18 protein-coding genes are annotated in these 17,962 nt (G+C 69.0%); 3 read left to right on the top strand and 15 right to left on the bottom strand.

Annotated elements, in window-relative coordinates; all coding sequences use genetic code 11:
• Positions 1-12: 12 nt before the first annotated feature.
• The 4 genes from K368_RS0117640 to K368_RS0117625 all read right to left on the bottom strand — a co-directional run bounded on the left by K368_RS0117640 (position 13) and on the right by K368_RS0117625 (position 4,153).
• Positions 13-753, bottom strand: a complete 741-nt coding sequence (locus tag K368_RS0117640) for an amino acid ABC transporter ATP-binding protein (protein ID WP_027173468.1) — start codon at positions 751-753, stop codon at positions 13-15.
• Positions 750-1,883 (bottom strand): amino acid ABC transporter permease, encoded by a 1,134-nt coding sequence (locus K368_RS0117635; protein ID WP_027173467.1) that lies wholly within the window; start codon positions 1,881-1,883, stop codon positions 750-752. The genes K368_RS0117640 and K368_RS0117635 overlap by 4 nt, the downstream gene beginning before the upstream one ends.
• A 2-nt stretch (positions 1,884-1,885) precedes the next feature.
• On the bottom strand, positions 1,886-3,046 hold the full coding sequence (locus K368_RS0117630; RefSeq protein WP_027173466.1) for an ABC transporter permease subunit: 1,161 nt from the start codon (positions 3,044-3,046) through the stop codon (positions 1,886-1,888).
• A 90-nt stretch (positions 3,047-3,136) separates the two neighbouring features.
• Complete coding sequence (locus tag K368_RS0117625) at positions 3,137-4,153, bottom strand: amino acid ABC transporter substrate-binding protein (protein WP_027173465.1); 1,017 nt, start codon at positions 4,151-4,153, stop codon at positions 3,137-3,139.
• Positions 4,154-4,451: 298 nt separating this feature from the next.
• Between K368_RS0117625 and metC the strand changes: the two genes are divergently transcribed.
• Positions 4,452-5,639 carry a cystathionine beta-lyase gene (metC, locus tag K368_RS0117620; protein WP_027173464.1) on the top strand — a complete coding sequence of 396 codons (1,188 nt, stop codon included), beginning with the start codon at positions 4,452-4,454 and terminating at the stop codon, positions 5,637-5,639.
• Between the two features lie 144 nt (positions 5,640-5,783).
• Here metC and K368_RS0117615 read toward each other — a convergent pair whose 3' ends face one another.
• From K368_RS0117615 to K368_RS0117595, 5 genes are all read right to left on the bottom strand, one after another.
• Positions 5,784-6,380 carry a pyridoxamine 5'-phosphate oxidase family protein gene (locus K368_RS0117615; RefSeq protein WP_027173463.1) on the bottom strand — a complete coding sequence of 199 codons (597 nt, stop codon included), beginning with the start codon at positions 6,378-6,380 and terminating at the stop codon, positions 5,784-5,786.
• Entirely contained in the window at positions 6,377-6,718 is a 342-nt protein-coding gene (locus tag K368_RS0117610; protein WP_027173462.1) for a lipid-A-disaccharide synthase N-terminal domain-containing protein, read from the bottom strand. Before K368_RS0117610 ends, K368_RS0117615 begins: the two co-directional genes overlap by 4 nt.
• An 85-nt stretch (positions 6,719-6,803) precedes the next feature.
• Positions 6,804-7,589: a glycosyltransferase family 2 protein gene (locus tag K368_RS25020; RefSeq protein WP_051439917.1), complete on the bottom strand. Its 786-nt coding sequence runs from the start codon at positions 7,587-7,589 to the stop codon at positions 6,804-6,806.
• Complete coding sequence (locus K368_RS0117600; protein WP_027173461.1) at positions 7,586-9,301, bottom strand: glycosyltransferase family 39 protein; 1,716 nt, start codon at positions 9,299-9,301, stop codon at positions 7,586-7,588. The genes K368_RS25020 and K368_RS0117600 overlap by 4 nt, the downstream gene beginning before the upstream one ends.
• A gap of 145 nt (positions 9,302-9,446) precedes the next feature.
• Positions 9,447-10,460 carry a GlxA family transcriptional regulator gene (locus K368_RS0117595; protein WP_036266459.1) on the bottom strand — a complete coding sequence of 338 codons (1,014 nt, stop codon included), beginning with the start codon at positions 10,458-10,460 and terminating at the stop codon, positions 9,447-9,449.
• 82 nt (positions 10,461-10,542) lie between these two features.
• On the opposite strand from K368_RS0117595, the gene K368_RS0117590 reads away from it, so the two are divergent.
• Positions 10,543-11,241, top strand: a complete 699-nt coding sequence (locus K368_RS0117590; protein ID WP_027173459.1) for a DJ-1/PfpI family protein — start codon at positions 10,543-10,545, stop codon at positions 11,239-11,241.
• Between the two features lie 3 nt (positions 11,242-11,244).
• Here K368_RS0117590 and K368_RS0117585 read toward each other — a convergent pair whose 3' ends face one another.
• Together K368_RS0117585 and K368_RS0117580 are read right to left on the bottom strand one after the other, a co-directional pair.
• On the bottom strand, positions 11,245-11,718 hold the full coding sequence (locus K368_RS0117585) for a winged helix-turn-helix domain-containing protein (RefSeq protein WP_027173458.1): 474 nt from the start codon (positions 11,716-11,718) through the stop codon (positions 11,245-11,247).
• 89 nt (positions 11,719-11,807) lie between these two features.
• Complete coding sequence (locus K368_RS0117580; protein WP_027173457.1) at positions 11,808-12,911, bottom strand: replication protein RepA; 1,104 nt, start codon at positions 12,909-12,911, stop codon at positions 11,808-11,810.
• A gap of 700 nt (positions 12,912-13,611) precedes the next feature.
• Between K368_RS0117580 and mazG the strand changes: the two genes are divergently transcribed.
• Positions 13,612-14,442, top strand: coding sequence for a nucleoside triphosphate pyrophosphohydrolase (mazG, locus tag K368_RS0117575; protein ID WP_027173456.1), 831 nt, complete (start codon positions 13,612-13,614; stop codon positions 14,440-14,442).
• A 37-nt stretch (positions 14,443-14,479) separates the two neighbouring features.
• Here the strand turns inward: mazG and K368_RS0117570 are convergent, their stop codons facing one another.
• The 4 genes from K368_RS0117570 to pabB are packed head-to-tail and all read right to left on the bottom strand — an operon-like array spanning position 14,480 to position 17,724.
• Entirely contained in the window at positions 14,480-14,872 is a 393-nt protein-coding gene (locus K368_RS0117570) for a DoxX family protein (RefSeq protein ID WP_027173455.1), read from the bottom strand.
• 14 nt (positions 14,873-14,886) lie between these two features.
• On the bottom strand, positions 14,887-15,732 hold the full coding sequence (locus tag K368_RS0117565) for an aminotransferase class IV (protein ID WP_027173454.1): 846 nt from the start codon (positions 15,730-15,732) through the stop codon (positions 14,887-14,889).
• The gene (locus tag K368_RS0117560) at positions 15,719-16,321 is read right to left on the bottom strand and encodes an aminodeoxychorismate/anthranilate synthase component II (protein ID WP_027173453.1); all 603 of its coding nucleotides are present in this window, start codon (positions 16,319-16,321) and stop codon (positions 15,719-15,721) included. Before K368_RS0117560 ends, K368_RS0117565 begins: the two co-directional genes overlap by 14 nt.
• Complete coding sequence (gene pabB, locus K368_RS0117555; RefSeq protein WP_027173452.1) at positions 16,318-17,724, bottom strand: aminodeoxychorismate synthase component I; 1,407 nt, start codon at positions 17,722-17,724, stop codon at positions 16,318-16,320. The genes K368_RS0117560 and pabB overlap by 4 nt, the downstream gene beginning before the upstream one ends.
• Positions 17,725-17,962 lie beyond the last annotated feature (238 nt).

Genomic DNA, 17,962 nt, shown 5'->3' with positions numbered 1-17,962 from the left:
GGCGGGAGGCGGTCACAGGATCTGGCTGAGAAAGGCCTTCGTGCGGGCGTGGCGCGGCCTGTCGAAGAACTCGGCCGGCGGCGCCACCTCGATGACCTGGCCCTCGTCCATGAAGACCACGCGGTCGGCGACCTCGCGGGCAAAGCCCATCTCGTGGGTGACGCAGAGCATGGTCATGCCGCCGCGCGCCAGCTCGGCCATGGTGTCGAGGACCTCCTTGACCATTTCCGGGTCCAGAGCCGAGGTCGGCTCGTCGAACAGCATCACCTTCGGGCTCATGCACAAAGCGCGGGCGATCGCCACCCGCTGCTGCTGCCCGCCCGAGAGCTGGCCCGGAAACTTGGCCGCCAGCTGCGGGATGCGGACGCGATCGAGATAGCCCATCGCCAGGTCCTCGGCCGCCGCCCGGCCCATCCGCTTCACGTGGATGGGGGCGAGCGTGCAATTCTCCAGCACGGTGAGATGGGCGAACAGGTTGAAGTGCTGGAACACCATGCCGACCTCGCGGCGCACGGCGTCCACGCTGGCCTGCGCCCCGGTGAGTTCGATCCCGTCCACATGGATCGTGCCCTGCTGATGCGCCTCGAGGCCGTTGACGCAGCGGATCAGGGTCGATTTGCCCGAGCCCGAGGGGCCGCAGATCACGATCTTCTCGGCCTTCTCCACCGTGAGGTCGACGTCGCGCAGGACGTGGTGGGCGCCGAACCACTTGTTGACGCCGGAGAGCGCGACGGCGGGGGAGATCTCGGTCATCGTCTCTCTCCCGCTGCGAGGCGGCGTTCGATGAACCCGGCATTGCGCGCCATGCTGAAGCAGACCGCGAAATAGACCAGGGCGGCGAAGGCGTAGGCGGTGGCCGGGATGGTGGCGGCCGACCAGCGCGGATCGGCGCGGGAGGTTTCGAGCACGCGGATGAAATCGCTGATGCCGACGATGGAGACCAGGGTCGTATCCTTGAACAAGCCGATGATGGTGTTGACGATGCCGGGCAGCGCCACCTTCAGGGCCTGGGGCAGCACGACGAGGCGCAGGCTTTGCGCGTGGCTGAGGCCCAGCGCCGCCGCCGCCTCTTCCTGCCCCTTCGGCACCGTCTGCAACCCGCCGCGCACCACCTCCGCCATGTAGGCGGAGGCGAAGAGGGCGATGCCGACGAGGGGCCGCAGCAGGCGGTCGACGGTGATGTCGCCGGGCAGGAACAGCGGCAGCATCACGTTGGCCATGAACAGCACCGTGATCAGCGGCACCCCGCGCCAGAACTCGATGAAGCCGACGCTGAGCACGCGCACCACCGGCATCCGCGAGCGACGCCCCAGCGCCAGGAGGATGCCCAGCGGCAGGGAGAATACGATTCCCACCGTGGCCACCACCATGGTGACGAGGAAGCCGCCCCACAGGCCCGTCGCCACCGACGGGAGGCCAAGCGAGGGCGCGCCGGCAAGCAGCAGGTAGGCGGAGACCGGGAAGGCGACGAAGGCGAAGAGCGCGCCGAGATCGCGCCGGGGCGCCCCGAGCCAGAGCATCCATCCGGCGGCGAGGGCGAGCAGCGCGAGGGCGAGGTTGGGGCGCCAGCGCTCGGCGGCGGGGTAGGAGCCGTAGGCGAGGTAGTTGATCTTGTCGGCGATGAAGGCCCAGCAGGCCCCCACCGGCCGCCCGGCCACCTCCGGCCGGCAGGCATCCCCCGACGCGCCGGTCCAGACCGCGTCGAGGACGAGGAAGCGGAGGGCGATGGGCAGCGCCCAGGCGAGGAGCCCGAGGATGGCGAGCGTCGTCAGGGTGTTGCCGCGGCTCGAGAACAGGTTCCGACGCAGCCATCCGAGCGGGCCGCCGATAGCGGCGGGCGGCGCGCGGGAGGCGACGAGATCGGCGCGGACAAATCTCGTCATCCTCAGCGCTCCACCATGGTCACGCGGCGATTGTAGAGGTTCATCAGGAAGGCCGTGGCGAGGCTGAGCGTGAGGTAGACCGCCATGGTGATCGCCACCACCTCCACCGCCTGGTTGGTCTGGTTGAGCACGGTGCCCATGAAGACGTGGACGAGGTCGGGATAGCCGATCAACACGGCCAGCGACGAGTTCTTGGTGACGTTGAGATACTGGCTGGTGAGTGGCGGCACGATCGCCCGCATGGCCTGGGGGACCACCACGAGGCGCAGGGCCTGGCCCCGGCTCAGCCCCAGGGCGGAGGCGGCCTCCCCCTGCCCGCGCGCGACGCTGGAGAGGCCGGCCCGCACGATCTCGCCGATGAAGGCGGCGGTGTAGGTGGAGAGCCCGAGGACCAGGGCGGCGAATTCCGGCAGGATCGGCAACCCGCCCTCGACATCGTAGGGGCCGCGCGCCGGCCAATCGACCGCGATCGGATGGCCGGCGAGCCCCAGCCCGATCCAGGCGAGACCCGGCAGGAGGACCAGCAGGACGAGCCCCGGCGGCCAGACCCGGACCGGGGGCAGGCCGGTCTCGGCCGCGCGGCGCGCCCGCCTTCGCAAGGCCAGAAGGGCGGCGATGCCGGACAGGAAAGCGATCGGCACCAGCCAGGCGGCGCCTGAGAATTCCGGGCTCGGCAGGACGAGGCCGCGCTGCGAGACGAAGGCCCCCCCAAGACTCGCGGGAGCCTCGGCCGAGGGCAGGGCCACCCGCACGGCCACGTACCAGACGAGGAGTTGCAGTAGCAGCGGCACGTTGCGGATCGCCTCCACATAGGCGGAGGCCAGCCCCCGCGCGAGGAGGTTCGGCGACAGCCGGGCGATGCCCACCACGAAGCCGATCAATGTGGCGAGAACGATGGCGAGGGCTGCGGCCAACAGCGTGTTGCAGAGCCCGACGAGAAACGCATCGAAATAGGTCGAGGTCGCCGCGGCATAGGGGATCAGCCGCTGGCTGATGTCGAACCCGGCATTGCGCGACAGGAAGCCGAACCCGGCGACGATGCCCTGTTTGGCGAGTTTCTGCGCGGCGTTGGTGGAGGCGACGTAGACGAGGCCGGCGACGGCGAGCGCCAGGAGGATCTGGAGCGCCACGGCGCGAAGGGAGGTCTGTCGGGATTCAGCCATGACGGACTCCTCCGCGCGTAGCCCCTTTCCCGCCCGCTCCGCGGGCACCCTCCCCCGCGAAGGGGGGAGGGTCTTGCTCCCACACGCCCCTCACCGGATCGGAGGCCCGTATTGCAGGCCGCCCTGGTTCCAGAGGGCGTTGAGACCGCGCGGGATCTTCAGGGGGGTCTGCGCACCGACATTGCGCTCGAAGGAATCGGCGTAATTGCCCACATGGCGGACAATCCGGTAGGCCCAGTCGGTGGTGAGGCCGAGGCCCTCGCCGTACTTGCCCTCGAGGCCGAGGATGCGCCGCACGTCGGGGCTGAGGGCGGTCTTCCGCATCTCCTCGACATTGGCTTGGCTGATCCCCGCCTCCTCGGCATCGATCATGGCGTAGTGGGTCCAGGCGACGAGGTCTCGCCATGTGTCGTCGCCCTGGCGCACGCCCGGCGCGAAGGGCTCCTTCGAGATCGCCTCGTCGAGGATGACGTGCTCGTCCGGATGCGCCGTCTTCAGGCGCTCGCCGTAGAGAGAGGACTTGTCGGTGGAATAGGCGTCGCAGCGGCCGGATTCGTAGGCGCCCAGCGTCTGCTCGCTGTTGGCGAAGGTGACGACCTTGTAGGCCAGCCCCCGCGTGCGGAACCAGTCGGCGAGGTTGAGCTCGGTGGTGGTGCCCTGCTGCAGGCAGATTGTCGCCCGGTCGAGCTGTTTCACCGATGCGATGGTGAGGGATTTTCGCACCAGGAACCCCTGCCCGTCATAGAAGGTGATGACGGGAAAGTTCATGGCGGCGGTGTCGCGCGACAGGGTCCAGGTGGTGTTGCGCGAGAGGACGTCGATCTCCCCCGATTGCAGGGCGGTGAAGCGCGCGGCCGAGGATTGCGGGATGAACCGAACCTTCGCGGGATCGTCGAAGATCGCCGCGGCAAGCGCCCGGCAGAAATCCACGTCGAGCCCGCGCCACTGGCCCTGGCTGTCGGGAATGCTGAACCCCGCGACCCCGCCGCTGACGCCGCAGACGAGGTGCCCGCGCGCCTTCACCTGAGCGAGGGTGCCTTGGGCAAGGGCAGGGCCGGCACAGAGGACAAGGGCGGCGCCGAGGAGCCGCGCGAAACGAGTGCGCATGTGCGCATTGCAGAGGATCGGCCGCCGCGGTCAAGCCGCCGCCCTCACCGCCGTCATCCCGGGGCCGCATAGCGGAGCCCGGGATCCAGACGCACATACGTTGCGAGGGTGGATCGCGATCATGCGGCTGCGTCAGCGCTGATTCCAATATCCGTCGCGACTCTGGATCCCGGGCTCGCCTTCCGGCGACCCGGAATGACGGGGTGCTTGGACTCAGCGGCGGAGCATCGGCTTGACGCCACCGCACAGGCCGGGCTCAGGTTGCGGCGCAACCGCCCTTCCCCCCATACCGGTTTCCATGTCGAACACCCCTCCCCGCGATCCCGCCCGTTTCGGCCCGGCCACACGCCTCGTCCATGCGGGGCGCGATCCCTCCGCGCAGCATGGCTTCGTCAACACGCCGATCTATCGCGGCTCGACGGTGCTGTTCCCGACCTACGACGACCTGCAGCACCGGCGCGGGCGCTACGATTACGGCACCAGCGGCTCGCCGACGATGGATTCGCTGACCCAGGCCTGGAGCGAGCTCGCGGGCGCGAAGGGCACGGTGCTCACCCCCTCGGGTCTGGCCGCCCTCACCGTCGCTCTGATGAGCGTGGTGAGCGCGGGCGACCATCTCCTCGTCACCGACAGCGCCTACCGCCCCACCCGCATCTTCTGCGACGGGGTGCTGAAGCGCTTCGGGGTGGACGTGACCTATTACGATCCCCTCGTCGGCGCCGGTATCGGCGACCTGATGCAGGCGAACACCAAGGCCGTGCTGGTGGAGGCGCCGGGTTCGCAGAGCTTCGAGATGCAGGACGTGCCGGCCATCGCGGAGGTCGCCCATGCGCACGGGGTCGCGGTCGTCATGGACAATACCTGGGCGACGCCGCTGTTCTTCCCCCCGCATGAACGCGGCGTCGACATCGCCGTGGAGGCGGGCACCAAGTATCTCAGCGGCGGCTCCGACCTGCTCCTCGGCCTCACCTCGGCGAACGAGCGTTACTGGCCGGCGCTCCACCGCACCTTCGAGCATTTCGCCATGTGCGCCGGGCCGGAGGATGCGTTCCTGGCGCTGCGCGGCCTGCGCACCATGAACCTGCGCCTGCGCGAGCACGAGCGCCAGGGCCTCGCCATGGCGCGCTGGCTGCAGGGGCGGCCGGAGGTGCTGCGGGTGCTTCACCCGGCCCTGCCGGAGGATCCCGGCCATGCCATCTGGAAGCGAGACTTCTCAGGGTCGTCCGGCCTGTTCGGAGTGGTCCTGAAGCCGGCTCCGGCGAACGCCGTGGCGGCAATGCTCGACGGGCTCGAATTGTTCGGGATGGGCTTTTCCTGGGGCGGCTTCGAGAGCTTGGTCATTCCCTTCGATTGCCGCACCTACCGCACCGCCACGCGCTGGGAGCCGGGCGGGCCGGGCCTACGCTTCCATATCGGCCTCGAGGAGATTTCTGACCTGCAGGCCGATCTCGATGCCGGTTTCGCGCGGCTGCGCGCGGCGATGTGAGCACCGCCGTCCTTTTCCCCTCTGCGGGAGAAGGTGGCCCGCGAAGCGGGTCGGATGAGGGGAGCACCATCTCCGGAAGCGTCGCCCCCCCTCTTCCGGTCGCTCCGCGACCACTCTCCCCCACAAGGAGGAGGAGGATTTTATTCAAGGTGCCAGCCAGGTCCCCGCCCACCGGTCGCCATTCCGCGTCCAGGCGGCACGGCGATGCCCACGCCGATCAAGGAACAGGAACTCGAGGCGGGTCGCCATCACCACCACCGCACAAAAATTCGGGCGGCCGGCGGCGATGCTGGCATCGGTCTCCGGCAGGGAATAGGCGTCCCCCGAAGAGAGCTCGGCCCCAGGCTCCGGCGCCACACCGTAGCAGACGAGGCTCATGGCCAGCGATCCTGCCCAGGCGGCATCCGCCAGCGCATCATCTGTATGGAGCACGGCCGTGCCCGAGACCCGGATCTGGACCTTGCTCGCCGAATCGTAGCCGTGCAGCGCGGCCCGGCCGGAGGCGGCGATCTCGACGGCTTTGCGCGAGCGGCGGTCGCAATGGAAGCGCACGCTCCCCGACCCGGAATCCGCCTCGCGCAGGACGATGGTGCGCACCTGCGGCGCGCCCGCCTCGTCCACCGTGGCGAGAGCCGGCATGTGAAAGGCGTTGCGGCGAAGGGCAGGCCCATCCTGGAGGAGCTGCCAGAGATGGGCCAGGCTCGCATCGAGATCGTCGTAGAACGCCGGCAGGGGCGTCATGAAACCGCGTCCGCCCCGGACTTTCGCCGCTTCTCGTTCAGGATCAGCGCGACGTTGCGGAGATAGATGCCCGTCGAAAGGGCCTGCCCGAAGATGATGACCGGCTCGCGCCGCACCAGCCCGTAGACCAGGGTCATCAGCCCCCCGGCGATGGAGAGGAACCAGAACGAGAGCGGCATGACGCTGCGGCCGGCCTTCTCGCTCGCCAGCCATTGCAGGATGAAGCGGGCGCCGAATACTACCTGGGCCAGGATGCCGAAGACGAGCCAGCCGTCGAACTTGGTGACGAAGATGTCGTAGGCGTAGCCGCCCAGGTCTTCCGAAAGCTGCATCAGCATGGGTCAGGCCTCCCACCGGTCACGAGAGCGCTCTGCGCCGAAGTGGATGCCGGTTCGGCGAAAAAGAGCGCGGCAAAACAGACATCTAGAGCTGGGCCCGGCCCAACGTGGTCGGGCGCAGCTCTGGCGCGACCTCCACCGCCTCGGGAGAAGGCCGCTTGCGGCGGATCAGCCACCACACTCCCGCGAGATCGAGGAGGCCGACCCAGAGCCGGTCGAACAGGCCGTAATTGGAGCGCCCGGTGAAGCGCGGCCGGTCGACCACGTCGGCATGAACCACCCGGTAGCCCTCGCGGGCGACGAGGGCCGGCATGAAGCGATGCAGCGCATCGAAATAGGGCAGCGCTCGATACACGTCGCGGCGGAATACCTTCATGCCGCAGCCGGTATCGCGGGTGGAATCCTTGAGGATGCGGCCGCGCACGCCGTTGGCGATGCGCGATTGCAGGGTTTTCAGGCGCCCGTCCTTGCGGCCGACCCGCTGGCCCTGGGCGAGGCCCGTGCCTCGGCCGCCCTCCTCCAAGGCCGCTACCAGAGCGGGGATGAAGGCCGGATCGTTCTGGCCGTCACCGTCGAGGGTGGCGACGAGGGCGCCCCCCGCCACGGCGACGCCCGAGCGGATCGCCGCCGACTGCCCGCCGCTGCGGGCATGGCGGACCACGCGCAGCCAGGGCCGGCTGCGGCGCAGGTCGGCGAGGATCGCCCCGGTGGCGTCGGTGGAGCCGTCATCGACGTAGATCACTTCGAACGGGCCGAGGCCCGAACAGGCGCGCTCTATCTCGGTGACGAGGCTCTCGACATTGCCCGCCTCGTTCTTCACCGGAACGACGATGGACAGGCGGATGGAGGAGGCTGTGTCGGTTTGGGTCACGGGGTCACCGCATAGGCCGAGAGATCGATCCGCCGGCCGCTGTTGATGTTGAAGCCGGAGACCCGGCCGACCGGGGCAGCCTTAACGCCTGTTTCCGCCCGCCGGAACTCGTCCAGGAACGGCCCGGTGACGAAGACGAGGCGGCAGCCACCCCGGGCGAGGAACTCCGCCGCCTCGGCACCAGTGTTCATCATGGTAAGATCGGTCCCGATGAGGAAGACGAGGCTCGGCTCGCGGTAGCCGAGGCTGGCGACCTTCGGCGCGGCGCAGGGCAGCCCGTCGCGGAGGGCGGCGAGACGCGGCGAGACCTTCAGCGCCGCGAGTACCGGCTGGGTCAGGCCGAACACCGCCGGTGAGAGCAGGGCCGAGGCGAGGATGGCCGCGACCAGGGCCCGTTCGGGCAGGCGCCGCGTGAACAGGATGAAGGCGAGGATCGCGGCCGCGCAGGAGGCCAGCAGCAGTGGTAGCCCGGCGACGGGGATCACGTGGTCGAAGGTCCACGCCACGCCGACGAGGCCGAGGGTCAGCCCGACCGGGATCAGCACCACCAGGGCGGCCACGGCCTTGGCTCCCCGCCTGTCCGGATCGAGGGCGCCGCGCGCCACGGCGAGGACGGTGAGGATCGCCACCGCCGGCATCAGCGGCAGGACGTAATGCGGCAGCTTGGTCGGGACCACCTCGAACAGGATCCAGGCGGGCACGATCCAGACGATGAGGAAGGCGGTTGCGTCGTCGCGCCGGTTGGCGAAGGCGAAGGGCGCGCTCAGGGCCGCGAAGGCGGCCCCCGGCCAGAAGGTGGCGAAGAACACCACGAGATAGGTGCCGGGCGGCGCGCCGTGCTTCTCGGCGGCTCCCCCCACCTTTCCCAGCATGTCGTGGCCCACCGCCTCGCCGAAGAATGCGCCGCCGCTCTTCCAGGCGATGGCAACGAACCAGGGGGCGACGATGGCCAGAATCAGGACGAGGCCGAGGCCGGGACGCAAGTCCATGAGCCAGCGGCCGGACCGCTCCTTCACCGACAAAACGACGGCGGCGAGTGCGACGAAGAGCGGTACCATCGGCCCCTTCACCAGGATGCCGATCGCCATGGCCAGCCAGAACACCAGCAGGATCGTGCGATCGGGCCGGCCCCGCGTCCGTCCAGGCGTGATCCGCCCGAGCCAGACCCGCGCCAGCGCCCCCATCGCGGCGACAGAGCAGGCGGTGAGGAGGGCGTCGGTCTTGGCGAGACGCGCCTCGGCCGAGATCATGATGCAGGCGGAGAACAGGAGGGCGGCGACCAGAGCCCCCCGGCGCGGCAGGAAGGCAAGGGCCGCCCAGTAGGTCAGCAGGCTCGCCAGCAGTGCGCCGATGAGCGAGGGCACGCGATAGAGCGCGATGGTGGTGCGGGCGTGGTCGACCCCCAGAGCCTCGGCCCCCTTCACCACCACGGCCTGCGCCCAGTAGATCCCCACCGGCTTCTTGTGCCGCGCCTCGCCCTGGAAGCGGATATCGACCATGTCGCCGGTCTCGATCATCTGCTTCGAGGCCTGGGCGAAGCGCGGCTCGTCACGGTCCATCGGCTGGAGCGAGACGAAGCCCGGCAGGAAGCAGATGAGGCAGAGAGCCAAGAGCAGGGCGCAGGCGCGCGCATGGCTCGCCGAGGCCGCTTCGATCAGCCCGTCGAGGAAGCCCGCTTCGGCACCGGGCGGGACGGCATCGGCGGTTCTCATGAGACGGGACGCGTGGGGGCGGACATGAGGCGGCTCCGGGCCGACGGTCAGCCCCTGACGATCGGTCGATGCCGCGACGGTCGGCGGTGTCGATGATGCGGGCGGGAAAGTCAAACGCGTCCGCATCGGGCGAGCGCTGCCAGGATCATGCAAAAGCAGCGAAACGACGGCGGTAATCGCCGGGCGTCGCCGCGATCCGGCGCAGGAAGACCCGCCGCAGGGTCTCCTCCGCGCCAAAGCCGCAGCGTTCGGCGATGCGCTTCACCGGCAGGGCGGTGTCTTCCAGGAGCCGGCGGGCGGCCTCGAAGCGGATGCCTTCGATCGCCTCGGCCGGGCTGCGGCCGGTATCGGCGCGGTAATGCCGGGCGAAGCTGCGGGGACTCATCCCGGCCCGATCGGCGAGGGCGGGGATCGTCAGGTCGGCGCAGAGATTGTCGGTGATCCAGGCGTGGAGGCGACCGAACCGGTCGTCGCCGCCCTGGAGCGAGAGAGCGGCGCTGAACTGGGCCTGCCCCCCGGGGCGCTTGAGGAACACCACGAGGTGCCGCGCCACGGCCAGGGACATCTCCCGCCCGAGATCGGCCTCCACCAGGGCCAGGGCGAGATCGATGCCGGCGGTGACCCCGGCCGAGGTCCAGAGGGAACCGTCGCGAATGAAGATCGGGTCGGCCTCGACCAAGGCCTTCGGATAGCGGGCCCGCAGGGCGTCGCACCGGGTCCAGTGGGTGACGACGCGGCGGCCGTCGAGGAGCCCCGCCGCCCCGAGGAGGAAGGCGCCGGTGCAGACCGAGGCGATCCGACGCGACAGGGCGGCCCGGCCCGACAGCCAGGAGAGCAGCCCGGCATTGTCGAGATGGGCATCGACCCCTCGCCCACCGGCGACGATCAGCGTGTCGAGGGAGCCGGAATCCGGGATCAGCCCCTCGGCCGTCAGCACGAGACCGGACGAGGTGGCGACGGAGCCGGCGCGTTCGGCAACGACGCCGACCCGATAAGGGGGCGGCCGGCCGGCATCGGCGGAGAGGTCGTTGGCGGTGGAAAAGACCTGGAGCGGACCGGCCACATCGAGGAGCTGCACCCCCGGATAGGCCAGGATCGCCACGGCAAGGGGCGGTTTTCGGAGCGAAGGGTTTGGCAGGATACGAGGGTTTTCGGTCATATCGGCCGGCAGCCTGCGCCCGTATCCTCGGATCTGTCCAGTCGTAGCCCCTTCTTTCGCTGCCCTCACGGAGACGACCGCCATGCCGCAGACCGAAACCCGCTTCGAGATCGGCCTCCTCACCTTCGAGGGCGTGCAGCAGCTCGACCTCACCGCGCCCTACGAGGTCTTCGCCTCGCTGCCCGGCGCGCGCGTCCATCTCGTCGGCCTCGACCGCGCCACCGTCACCAGCGCCACCGGCCTGCCGCTGACCCCGACGACGGACCTCGCCGCCTGCCCGCCCCTCGACCTCCTCTGCATTCCGGGCGGGGTCGGCGTGAACGCCCTGATGACGAACGAAGCCGTGCTCGATTTCGTGCGCGCCCAAGCCGAGCGGCCGATCCTCGTCACCTCGGTCTGTACCGGCGCCCTCATCCTCGGAGCGGCGGGCCTGCTGCGGGGCAAGCGCGCGACGACCCATTGGGGCGCCCTCGACCTGCTGGCGGCGTTCGGGGCGATTCCCGTGGACGAGCGGATCGTGCGCGACGGGCGGATCATCACCGGGGGCGGCGTCACGGCCGGCCTCGACTTCGCTCTTGCCGCGGTGGCGGAACTCGCCGGCCGGACGGAGGCCGAGACGATCCAGCTGGCGCTCGAATACGCCCCGGCGCCGCCCTTCTCGGCGGGCCATCCCGGCACGGCCTCGCCGGAGGTGGTCACCGCCGCACGCTCACGATTCGCCGCCTCGCGCGCCGCCCGCGAAGCCATCATCGCGGAGATCACCCGGAACGAGCGGTTCTGAGCCTCAATCGTCGTCGGGCCCGGAGGCGAGGGCATAGACCGCGTCACCCAGGCGCTGGAACGGACCGTCGGGCCCCGAGCGCTTCCACAGCCGGGTGTTGAGGGCCGCCACCGGATCGATGCCGGGGACCGACAGGCCGCGCAGGGTCAGGCCTTCCAGGATCTCGGCGGCGTGGAGGGGGCGACCCGCCTCGTCGAGGATCTCGGAGGCCGCCTCCATGAGGAGACGGCCTTCGCGCCGGGCCTGCGACCGGTCACTGCCGGATTCGGGGGCGGGCTCCTCGTATCCAGAAAAATCCGGTCGCGGGGCGATCGGAGCCGGATCGCGCCGCCCGTCCCCTGCCGCTCCGGCAGGTCCGGACATCTGGCGGCCGATAGCGAGGAAGAGTGTGAGGTCGGCGATGGCTCGCTCGATCCGGGCCCGCTCGCGATGGAGATCGGAGAGGCGTGCTTCGGCCTCGGCTTCCGTCAGGAACATGGTCGCACCTATAGAATATTCCAATTATGGATTATCTAGCAGATGGTGCGTCGGAATGGAATATTCCATGTTGGAATTTGGAAGACGTCTCAGCTCGCGAGGGCGCGCTTTGATGGTCCTGCTTTCACCCCGCCGAGTCTGGGCGGCACCAGCAGGGCACTGGGATGGGCGGGCTGGAGGATCATGCCGGCCTCGTCGAGGGAGACAGGCAGCTTCGGGAACACCTCCTGCATATGGGCGAGATCGGCCTTGAAGGCCTGCCGGAAACTGCGGATGCTGGCATTGTCGGCGCCGAATTGGCTGTGCAGGTTAGACCAGGTGAGCCGTAGAGGGCGCTGCAGCACCCGCAGGCGGTAGCCGAGCCAGAACAGGAGATCGAGCTTGCGGGCCGAGCCGGCGAAGGCGCGGGCCGCGCGGATATCCACCGGCAGGGCGTGCTGGATCAGGTTGTCGTAGAAATCCTGGTGGAACTGCACGGTCTTCGACCAGACCTGCCCCTCCCCCGATCCGTGCGAGAGCCAGAGGTCGAGTTGGCGGAAAGGCGGCACGTTAAGGGTGCTGGCCTTGTCGCTGCCGTCCCAGAGGCCGATCTGCAGGGTGCAGGCGGCGAGCCGGTTGAGCTGTTCCTTGAACTGCCGGATCGTGCCGCGCTCGCCGCCGGTGACGGAAAATCCCATCTCCTTCATGAAGCCCGACAAGCTGTCGGCCACCGTGATGGTGGGGCTGCGCTGGCGCACGGCCTCGGTGCAGAGATGCAGGAGGACGAGTCGGGCCTTGGGGCCATAGGGGAGGCCCTGGAACTCCATCTCGCCATTGACCGGGTTCTTGAGTCGACCGGCCAGCAGACTGAGGGAATTCCGTCCGTATTCCCGGAAGAACTCGCGGTCGTCGCCGGGATCGCGGTAGGGAAGGCCGCACAGGGCCAGCACGCTGTGGATGTGCTGCAGGTTCTCCGGCAGGGTCGGTTCGTTCTCGATGACCTCGCGCACCATATCGCGCCGGCGCCGGTCGCGGGGCATGGCGCCGCGCATGTCGGCGGCCTCGCGCAGGCTCGACGCCTCGGCCTCGCGGGCACGCTGCCGGTGGAGGATATGCTCGACGATGCTTCCGAACAGGAAGCTGCCGCGGCCGGCCTCGACCTCCTCCAGGAGGTCGGGATCACGGATCTGGGCGAGCTTCTCCTCGATCCCCATGGCTGTCATCGATACCGGCGGCTCTCGTCACTGAACTCCCGCCATCGCACGATTCCAGAGCCAGGAGTCGCCGGGGCCGGATCTTATCCCAACAATCCACGGGTCCGGCCACGAAATCCGGCAACCGGAATGGGGCCGCACACGTGCGGGGTTCCCGCCGTCGGAAGAGACCGGTCCTTGGCCGTTCGGGAGTCTACGCAGAGTTCAATACGGGCCGGAATTCCGTTCTATCCCCATACTTCACCGGCAAACCCCGTTCTCCCCGCAGAATTCCATACGGATCGGCGCAGAATCCCATACGGATCGGGGCCACGCCAGCGCAGAATTCGATACGCAGCCACGCAGACCTCGATACGGCCCCGCGCAGAATTCGATACGCAAAAGGGTCTCAACCTACGGAAAGAACAAGCGAATTCGCCGCCTCATATAACTTGCTGAACTGACTCTCTAAAAAGAGGTTACTGATATCTTTCCTAAAGGGCCGGCAGGTCGTTCGCTTTACCGGACGGCACGGGTTTTTGATCGATATCTTGGAATTTCCAGAATTCCTCCTCTCCCGGTCCACAGGTTCGGCACAGACGAAGGTGGATCGCGCCTACTGCGACACCGGCTTGAGGGGACCCCGCCGCTTGGCCTAACCCTGGCCGAGCATGGACCTGCGCCGTTCCCCCTCCCTGACTTTCTCCAGCATGGTGAGCCCGTGACATCCGAAGCCCCGATCGAGACCCTGCTGCATGTCATGGCGGCCCTGCGCGATCCCGAACGGGGCTGCGCCTGGGATCAGGCCCAAACCCTGGAAACCCTCGCGCCTTACACGCTGGAGGAAGCCTACGAGGTGGTGGACGCCATTGAGCGCGGTGATCTCGACAAGCTGAAAGGCGAACTCGGCGATCTCCTGCTCCAAGTCGTGTTCCAGGCACGGGTCGCCGAGGAGGCCGGGAGCTTCGCCTTCGACGACGTGGTCCGGACGATCTGCGCCAAGCTGATCCGGCGGCATCCGCATGTGTTCCAGGCGGATGGGTCGCTGCTGGCGGACGGTCCCGAGCGCCTGAGCTTGGCGCAACTCGACGCCAACTGGACCGCGTCGAAAGCGGCGGAAAGGTCGGAGAAGACCGCGCGACCCGAACAAGCCGGGAGCGACCTCCTCGGCTCCGTCGCCAAGGCCCTGCCCGCCCTCACCCGGGCCGAGAAGATCAGCCGCAACGCGGCGCGGCATGGATTCGACTGGCCGGATGCGGCATCGGTCATCGCCAAGATCCGCGAGGAGGTGGACGAGGTGGCCGACGCGCTCGGGCGGGACGACCCGGATCACCTCGCCGAGGAGATCGGCGACCTGCTCTTCGCGGTGGTGAATCTCGCCCGGCATTCCGGGATAGACCCGGAATATTCCTTGAAAAAAGGGAATATCAAGTTCGAGCGGCGCTTCCACGCCATGGCGGCTTTGATCGCCGAGGGTGGGGCAAGCCTGGAAGAGGCGGATCTTCCCGCCATGGAGGCCGCCTGGCAGCGGGTGAAGCGTTCGGAAGCCTGATCATCGGCTCGCTTCGGTCCGTTCTGCTGCCCGCGCTCTACCGCCGCCCGAACGGCCAATCGACGATCCGCGTGGCGTGGAGCGCCCACCAGACCAGAACCGGCTGCAGGGCGAGGCGGGGGCCGTGATACCACCAGCTGTTGGGCAGGCCGGGAACGGAGATCCCCTCGACCGCGTGCTTGATATTGGCCGGAACCACGCAGATCGCGTAGGCGGCCAGGGCGTAGCCGGCGGTGCGGCGGGTGCGCGCGAAGAACAGGCCCGCCACGCAGGCGAGTTCGTAGAGGCCCGTCAGGATCACGACCTGCCTCGGCCAGGGTACCCAATCGGGCATGATCGGGAGGAACTTGTCGGCGGCGACGAGGTGGAGGAGGCCGATGCCGCCGTAGAGGGCGGCGAGGCCGAACCGCGAGAACAGGCGGTTTCGCATGATGGTGCCCGGCCTCACGCCACCTCCGACGGGACGCCGCATTCCTCGGCGATGAGGAGGCGGAGCGCATGGCTCAACGCGGCGACGGTCTCGTGCGCATCGGGGAACGCCGTCGTCCCGATCGCCGTGACGGTGGAGAGACCGCGCAGGGAATTCGTCATGACGACCGCCTCGGCAGCCAGGACGTCGTCGAGGGCGAGGGAGCGCTCCGCGGTCCCGATACCGAGGGATTTCGCCAAGCCGAGAACCCGCGCCCGGACGATGCCGGGCAGCACGCCGTCCGAGAGGGGCGGGGTGACGAGACGCCCGTCCAGGATCGCGAACAAGTTGCCGGTCCCGGCGCAGGCGAGGTGGCCTTTCGTGTTGAGGAACAGGGCCTCGTCGAATCCCCGCGCCCTCGCCTCTCGGGCGGCGAGGATGGCGTCGAGATAGCCCAGCGTCTTGAGGCCGGAACCCGGCGAGGTCTCGTTGCGGCGGATCCCGCTCGCATGGAGTGAGACCGGCGCGAACCCCGATCCGGGTCGGCGCGGCGCGGCGGTGATCCACCAGACCGGTCGGGCCAGCTCCGGCGGGGCGAGGCCACGTGGGCCGGAGCCCCGCGTCACCGTGGTGCGGACCGAGCCGTCGCCGATGGCGGCGGCGACGGTTCCCATCGCATCCCCCACGGCCTCTATGTCGATGGCGAAACCGAGGATGTCGGCCGAGGCGGCGAGACGGGCAAGATGCGCCTCATGGAAAGCGATGCGGCCGCCGAGGCAGAGGGCGGTGTCAAAGATTCCGTCTCCGAGGGTCAGGCCCCGGTCGACGAGGTCGAAACCGTGGCGCGTCCCCTCGTGGAGGGCGCCGTCAAACCACAGCATCGCGGGTCTCCCGCCACCGGCGCGCGAGATCGAGGAAGTTGCCGAACACCGCGTGGCCGTTCTCGGTCAGCACCGATTCCGGGTGGAACTGCACGCCCATCGTCGGGTGGTGGCGATGCGACAGGGCCATCACCTCGCCCTCCCCCGATACGGCGTCGACGACGAGGGATTCGTCCATCCCCGGCTGTGCCGTGACGATGAGGGAATGGTAGCGGCCCACTTGCATCGGGTCGGGCAGGCCCGCGAACAAGCGCGCTCCGTCGTGGCGGATCGCCGTCGCCTGGCCGTGGAGCGGCCGCGCCGCCCGCTCGACCCTTCCGCCGAAGGCCGCGCCGATGGCCTGATGCCCGAGGCAGACCCCGAGGATCGGGATCTCGCCGGACAGGGCCTCGATGGCGGGCAGGGTCACGCCGGCTTCGTTGGGGGTGCAGGGGCCCGGCGAGAGGATCAGCGCATCGGGCCGGAGTGCGCGGATGCCGGCGACGTCGACCGCGTCGTTGCGCAGGACCTTCACCTCCTGGCTGAGTTCCTCCACGTAGCGCACCACGTTGAAGACGAAGGAATCGTAATTGTCGACGACGAGGATCATGACGCCTCGTCCCGGTTGCGATCCTGTCCCGGCTCGAAGGCGGCGAAGACCCGTGCCGCCTTGGTCAGGGTCTCCTCGTATTCGGCGGCCGGATCGGAGAGGAGCGTCACCCCTCCTCCCGCTTGGAGCACGGCGCGGGTCTCGTCCATGAACACGGTGCGGATGGCGATGGAGGTGTCGAGGGATCCATCGAATCCGAGGGCACCGATGGCGCCGCAATAGAGCTCGCGGGCGTCGCCCTCGATCTCGGTGATGATGTCCATGGCCCGCAGTTTCGGCGCCCCGGTGATCGAGCCGCCGGGGAAGGTGGCGGCGATCAGGTCGATGGCGTCATGGCCCTCCCTCAAGGTCCCGGTCACCACCGAGACGAGGTGGTGGACCGAGGCGTAGGATTCGAGCCCGCACAGAACCGGCACCTTGACGCTGTGCGGCTCGCAGAGGCGCGAGAGATCGTTGCGCAGGAGGTCGACGATCATGATGTTCTCGGCCCGCTCCTTGACGTTGGCCTGGAGCGCCTCGCCGAGAGCCCGGTCCTCGGCGGGATTCTCCACCCGGCGCACGGTGCCCTTGATCGGCCGGGTCTCCACCGCCCTGCCCTGCAGCTTCATGAAGCGCTCGGGGCTGCTCGAGGCGATGGTGAGAGCGTCGAAGGACAGATAGGCGCCGAAGGTCGCCGGGTTGGTCTCGCGCAGGCGGTGATAGAGCGCGAAGGGATCGTATCCCGCCGGTAGCGCCGCCTCGAAGCGCTGTGCGATGTTGGCCTGGTAGATGTCGCCGGCCCGGATGTAGTCGCGCACCTTCTCCACCGCCGCCTCGTAGGAGGCCCTGGTGAAGTTGGAGCGCCAGGTAAGCGGCGTGACGGAGTTCCGCGCCGGCGGAGCGCGACGTGCCGATCCGAGCAGCTCCGCGAAACGGTCGAGCCGCGCGTGCGCCCTCACCGCCCTTGCGGAATTCGCCAGCTCTGGAAAGCCGGTGGCGATGAGCCGGCAGGTCCGGCTGTCATGGTCGATGGAGAGGACCGTGTCGTAGAGATTGAAGGCGATGTCGTCGGTGAGGCCGGCGCGGCGGGCCGGCGGCGTCACCCGTTCCAGGCTGGCGCCGAGATCGTAGGCGAAATAGCCGATGGCCCCACCGGGAAAGCCGGTTCCCTCGTCCCCCGCCAGCCGGTAGGGCGCGAGGCAGGCACGCAGGGCCTCCAGCCCAGATCCATCAAGGGGGCGCCCGTCCAGCGTCGCGCGGCCGCTCGCGTAGCGGAACCGCCCGAACGGATCGGCGGCCACGATCGAGACGCGTCCCAGGGTCTCGTGGCGCATGGCGCTATCGAGGAAGGCCAGCCCCGGCAGGGACGAGAACGCCTCCGCCGCCGCGACGGGATCGATGAAGGGGATCTCGCGGGTCCACATGATGCTGTCGGACTTAAGAGCTTCGCGCGGGCTGGGACACGGGCCCCTCCTGCGGCATGGTTTCCTGATTGTGCGCCACAGGTGACACGGGTCGCGGTTCGACGGAAGCCGCGCAGGCTGCATGGGCCGTGGAGGCTGGCGGCATGGTGCCCGGAACCGCCACCCTCGCAACCGCGCGAGGATGAGCGTATAGGAAGTCTGCAACCCGGCACCCTCCGCCCCGAGAATCACGGCCGGT

Origin of the sequence: Methylobacterium sp. 10 (genome assembly GCF_000519085.1) — a bacterium.
Taxonomy (GTDB): domain Bacteria; phylum Pseudomonadota; class Alphaproteobacteria; order Rhizobiales; family Beijerinckiaceae; genus Methylobacterium.
This window is presented reverse-complemented; position numbering and strand designations above follow the sequence as displayed.

Excerpts from the sequence above, each read along its gene's own strand:
- K368_RS0117625 (WP_027173465.1), bottom strand. The coding sequence starts at position 4,153 with ATGCGCACTCGTTTCGCGCGGCTCCTCGGCGCCGCCCTTGTCCTCTGT.
- K368_RS0117635 (WP_027173467.1), bottom strand. The coding sequence starts at position 1,883 with ATGACGAGATTTGTCCGCGCCGATCTCGTCGCCTCCCGCGCGCCGCCC.
- metC (WP_027173464.1), top strand. The coding sequence starts at position 4,452 with ATGTCGAACACCCCTCCCCGCGATCCCGCCCGTTTCGGCCCGGCCACA.
- K368_RS0117560 (WP_027173453.1), bottom strand. The coding sequence starts at position 16,321 with ATGATCCTCGTCGTCGACAATTACGATTCCTTCGTCTTCAACGTGGTG.
- pabB (WP_027173452.1), bottom strand. The coding sequence starts at position 17,724 with ATGTGGACCCGCGAGATCCCCTTCATCGATCCCGTCGCGGCGGCGGAG.
- K368_RS0117580 (WP_027173457.1), bottom strand. The coding sequence starts at position 12,911 with ATGGGGATCGAGGAGAAGCTCGCCCAGATCCGTGATCCCGACCTCCTG.
- K368_RS0117570 (WP_027173455.1), bottom strand. The coding sequence starts at position 14,872 with ATGCGAAACCGCCTGTTCTCGCGGTTCGGCCTCGCCGCCCTCTACGGC.
- K368_RS0117610 (WP_027173462.1), bottom strand. The coding sequence starts at position 6,718 with ATGCTGATGCAGCTTTCGGAAGACCTGGGCGGCTACGCCTACGACATC.
- K368_RS0117590 (WP_027173459.1), top strand. The coding sequence starts at position 10,543 with ATGCCGCAGACCGAAACCCGCTTCGAGATCGGCCTCCTCACCTTCGAG.
- K368_RS0117630 (WP_027173466.1), bottom strand. The coding sequence starts at position 3,046 with ATGGCTGAATCCCGACAGACCTCCCTTCGCGCCGTGGCGCTCCAGATC.
- K368_RS0117585 (WP_027173458.1), bottom strand. The coding sequence starts at position 11,718 with ATGTTCCTGACGGAAGCCGAGGCCGAAGCACGCCTCTCCGATCTCCAT.
- K368_RS0117565 (WP_027173454.1), bottom strand. The coding sequence starts at position 15,732 with ATGCTGTGGTTTGACGGCGCCCTCCACGAGGGGACGCGCCACGGTTTC.
- K368_RS0117615 (WP_027173463.1), bottom strand. The coding sequence starts at position 6,380 with ATGACGCCCCTGCCGGCGTTCTACGACGATCTCGATGCGAGCCTGGCC.
- K368_RS0117600 (WP_027173461.1), bottom strand. The coding sequence starts at position 9,301 with ATGAGAACCGCCGATGCCGTCCCGCCCGGTGCCGAAGCGGGCTTCCTC.
- K368_RS0117595 (WP_036266459.1), bottom strand. The coding sequence starts at position 10,460 with ATGACCGAAAACCCTCGTATCCTGCCAAACCCTTCGCTCCGAAAACCG.
- K368_RS0117640 (WP_027173468.1), bottom strand. The coding sequence starts at position 753 with ATGACCGAGATCTCCCCCGCCGTCGCGCTCTCCGGCGTCAACAAGTGG.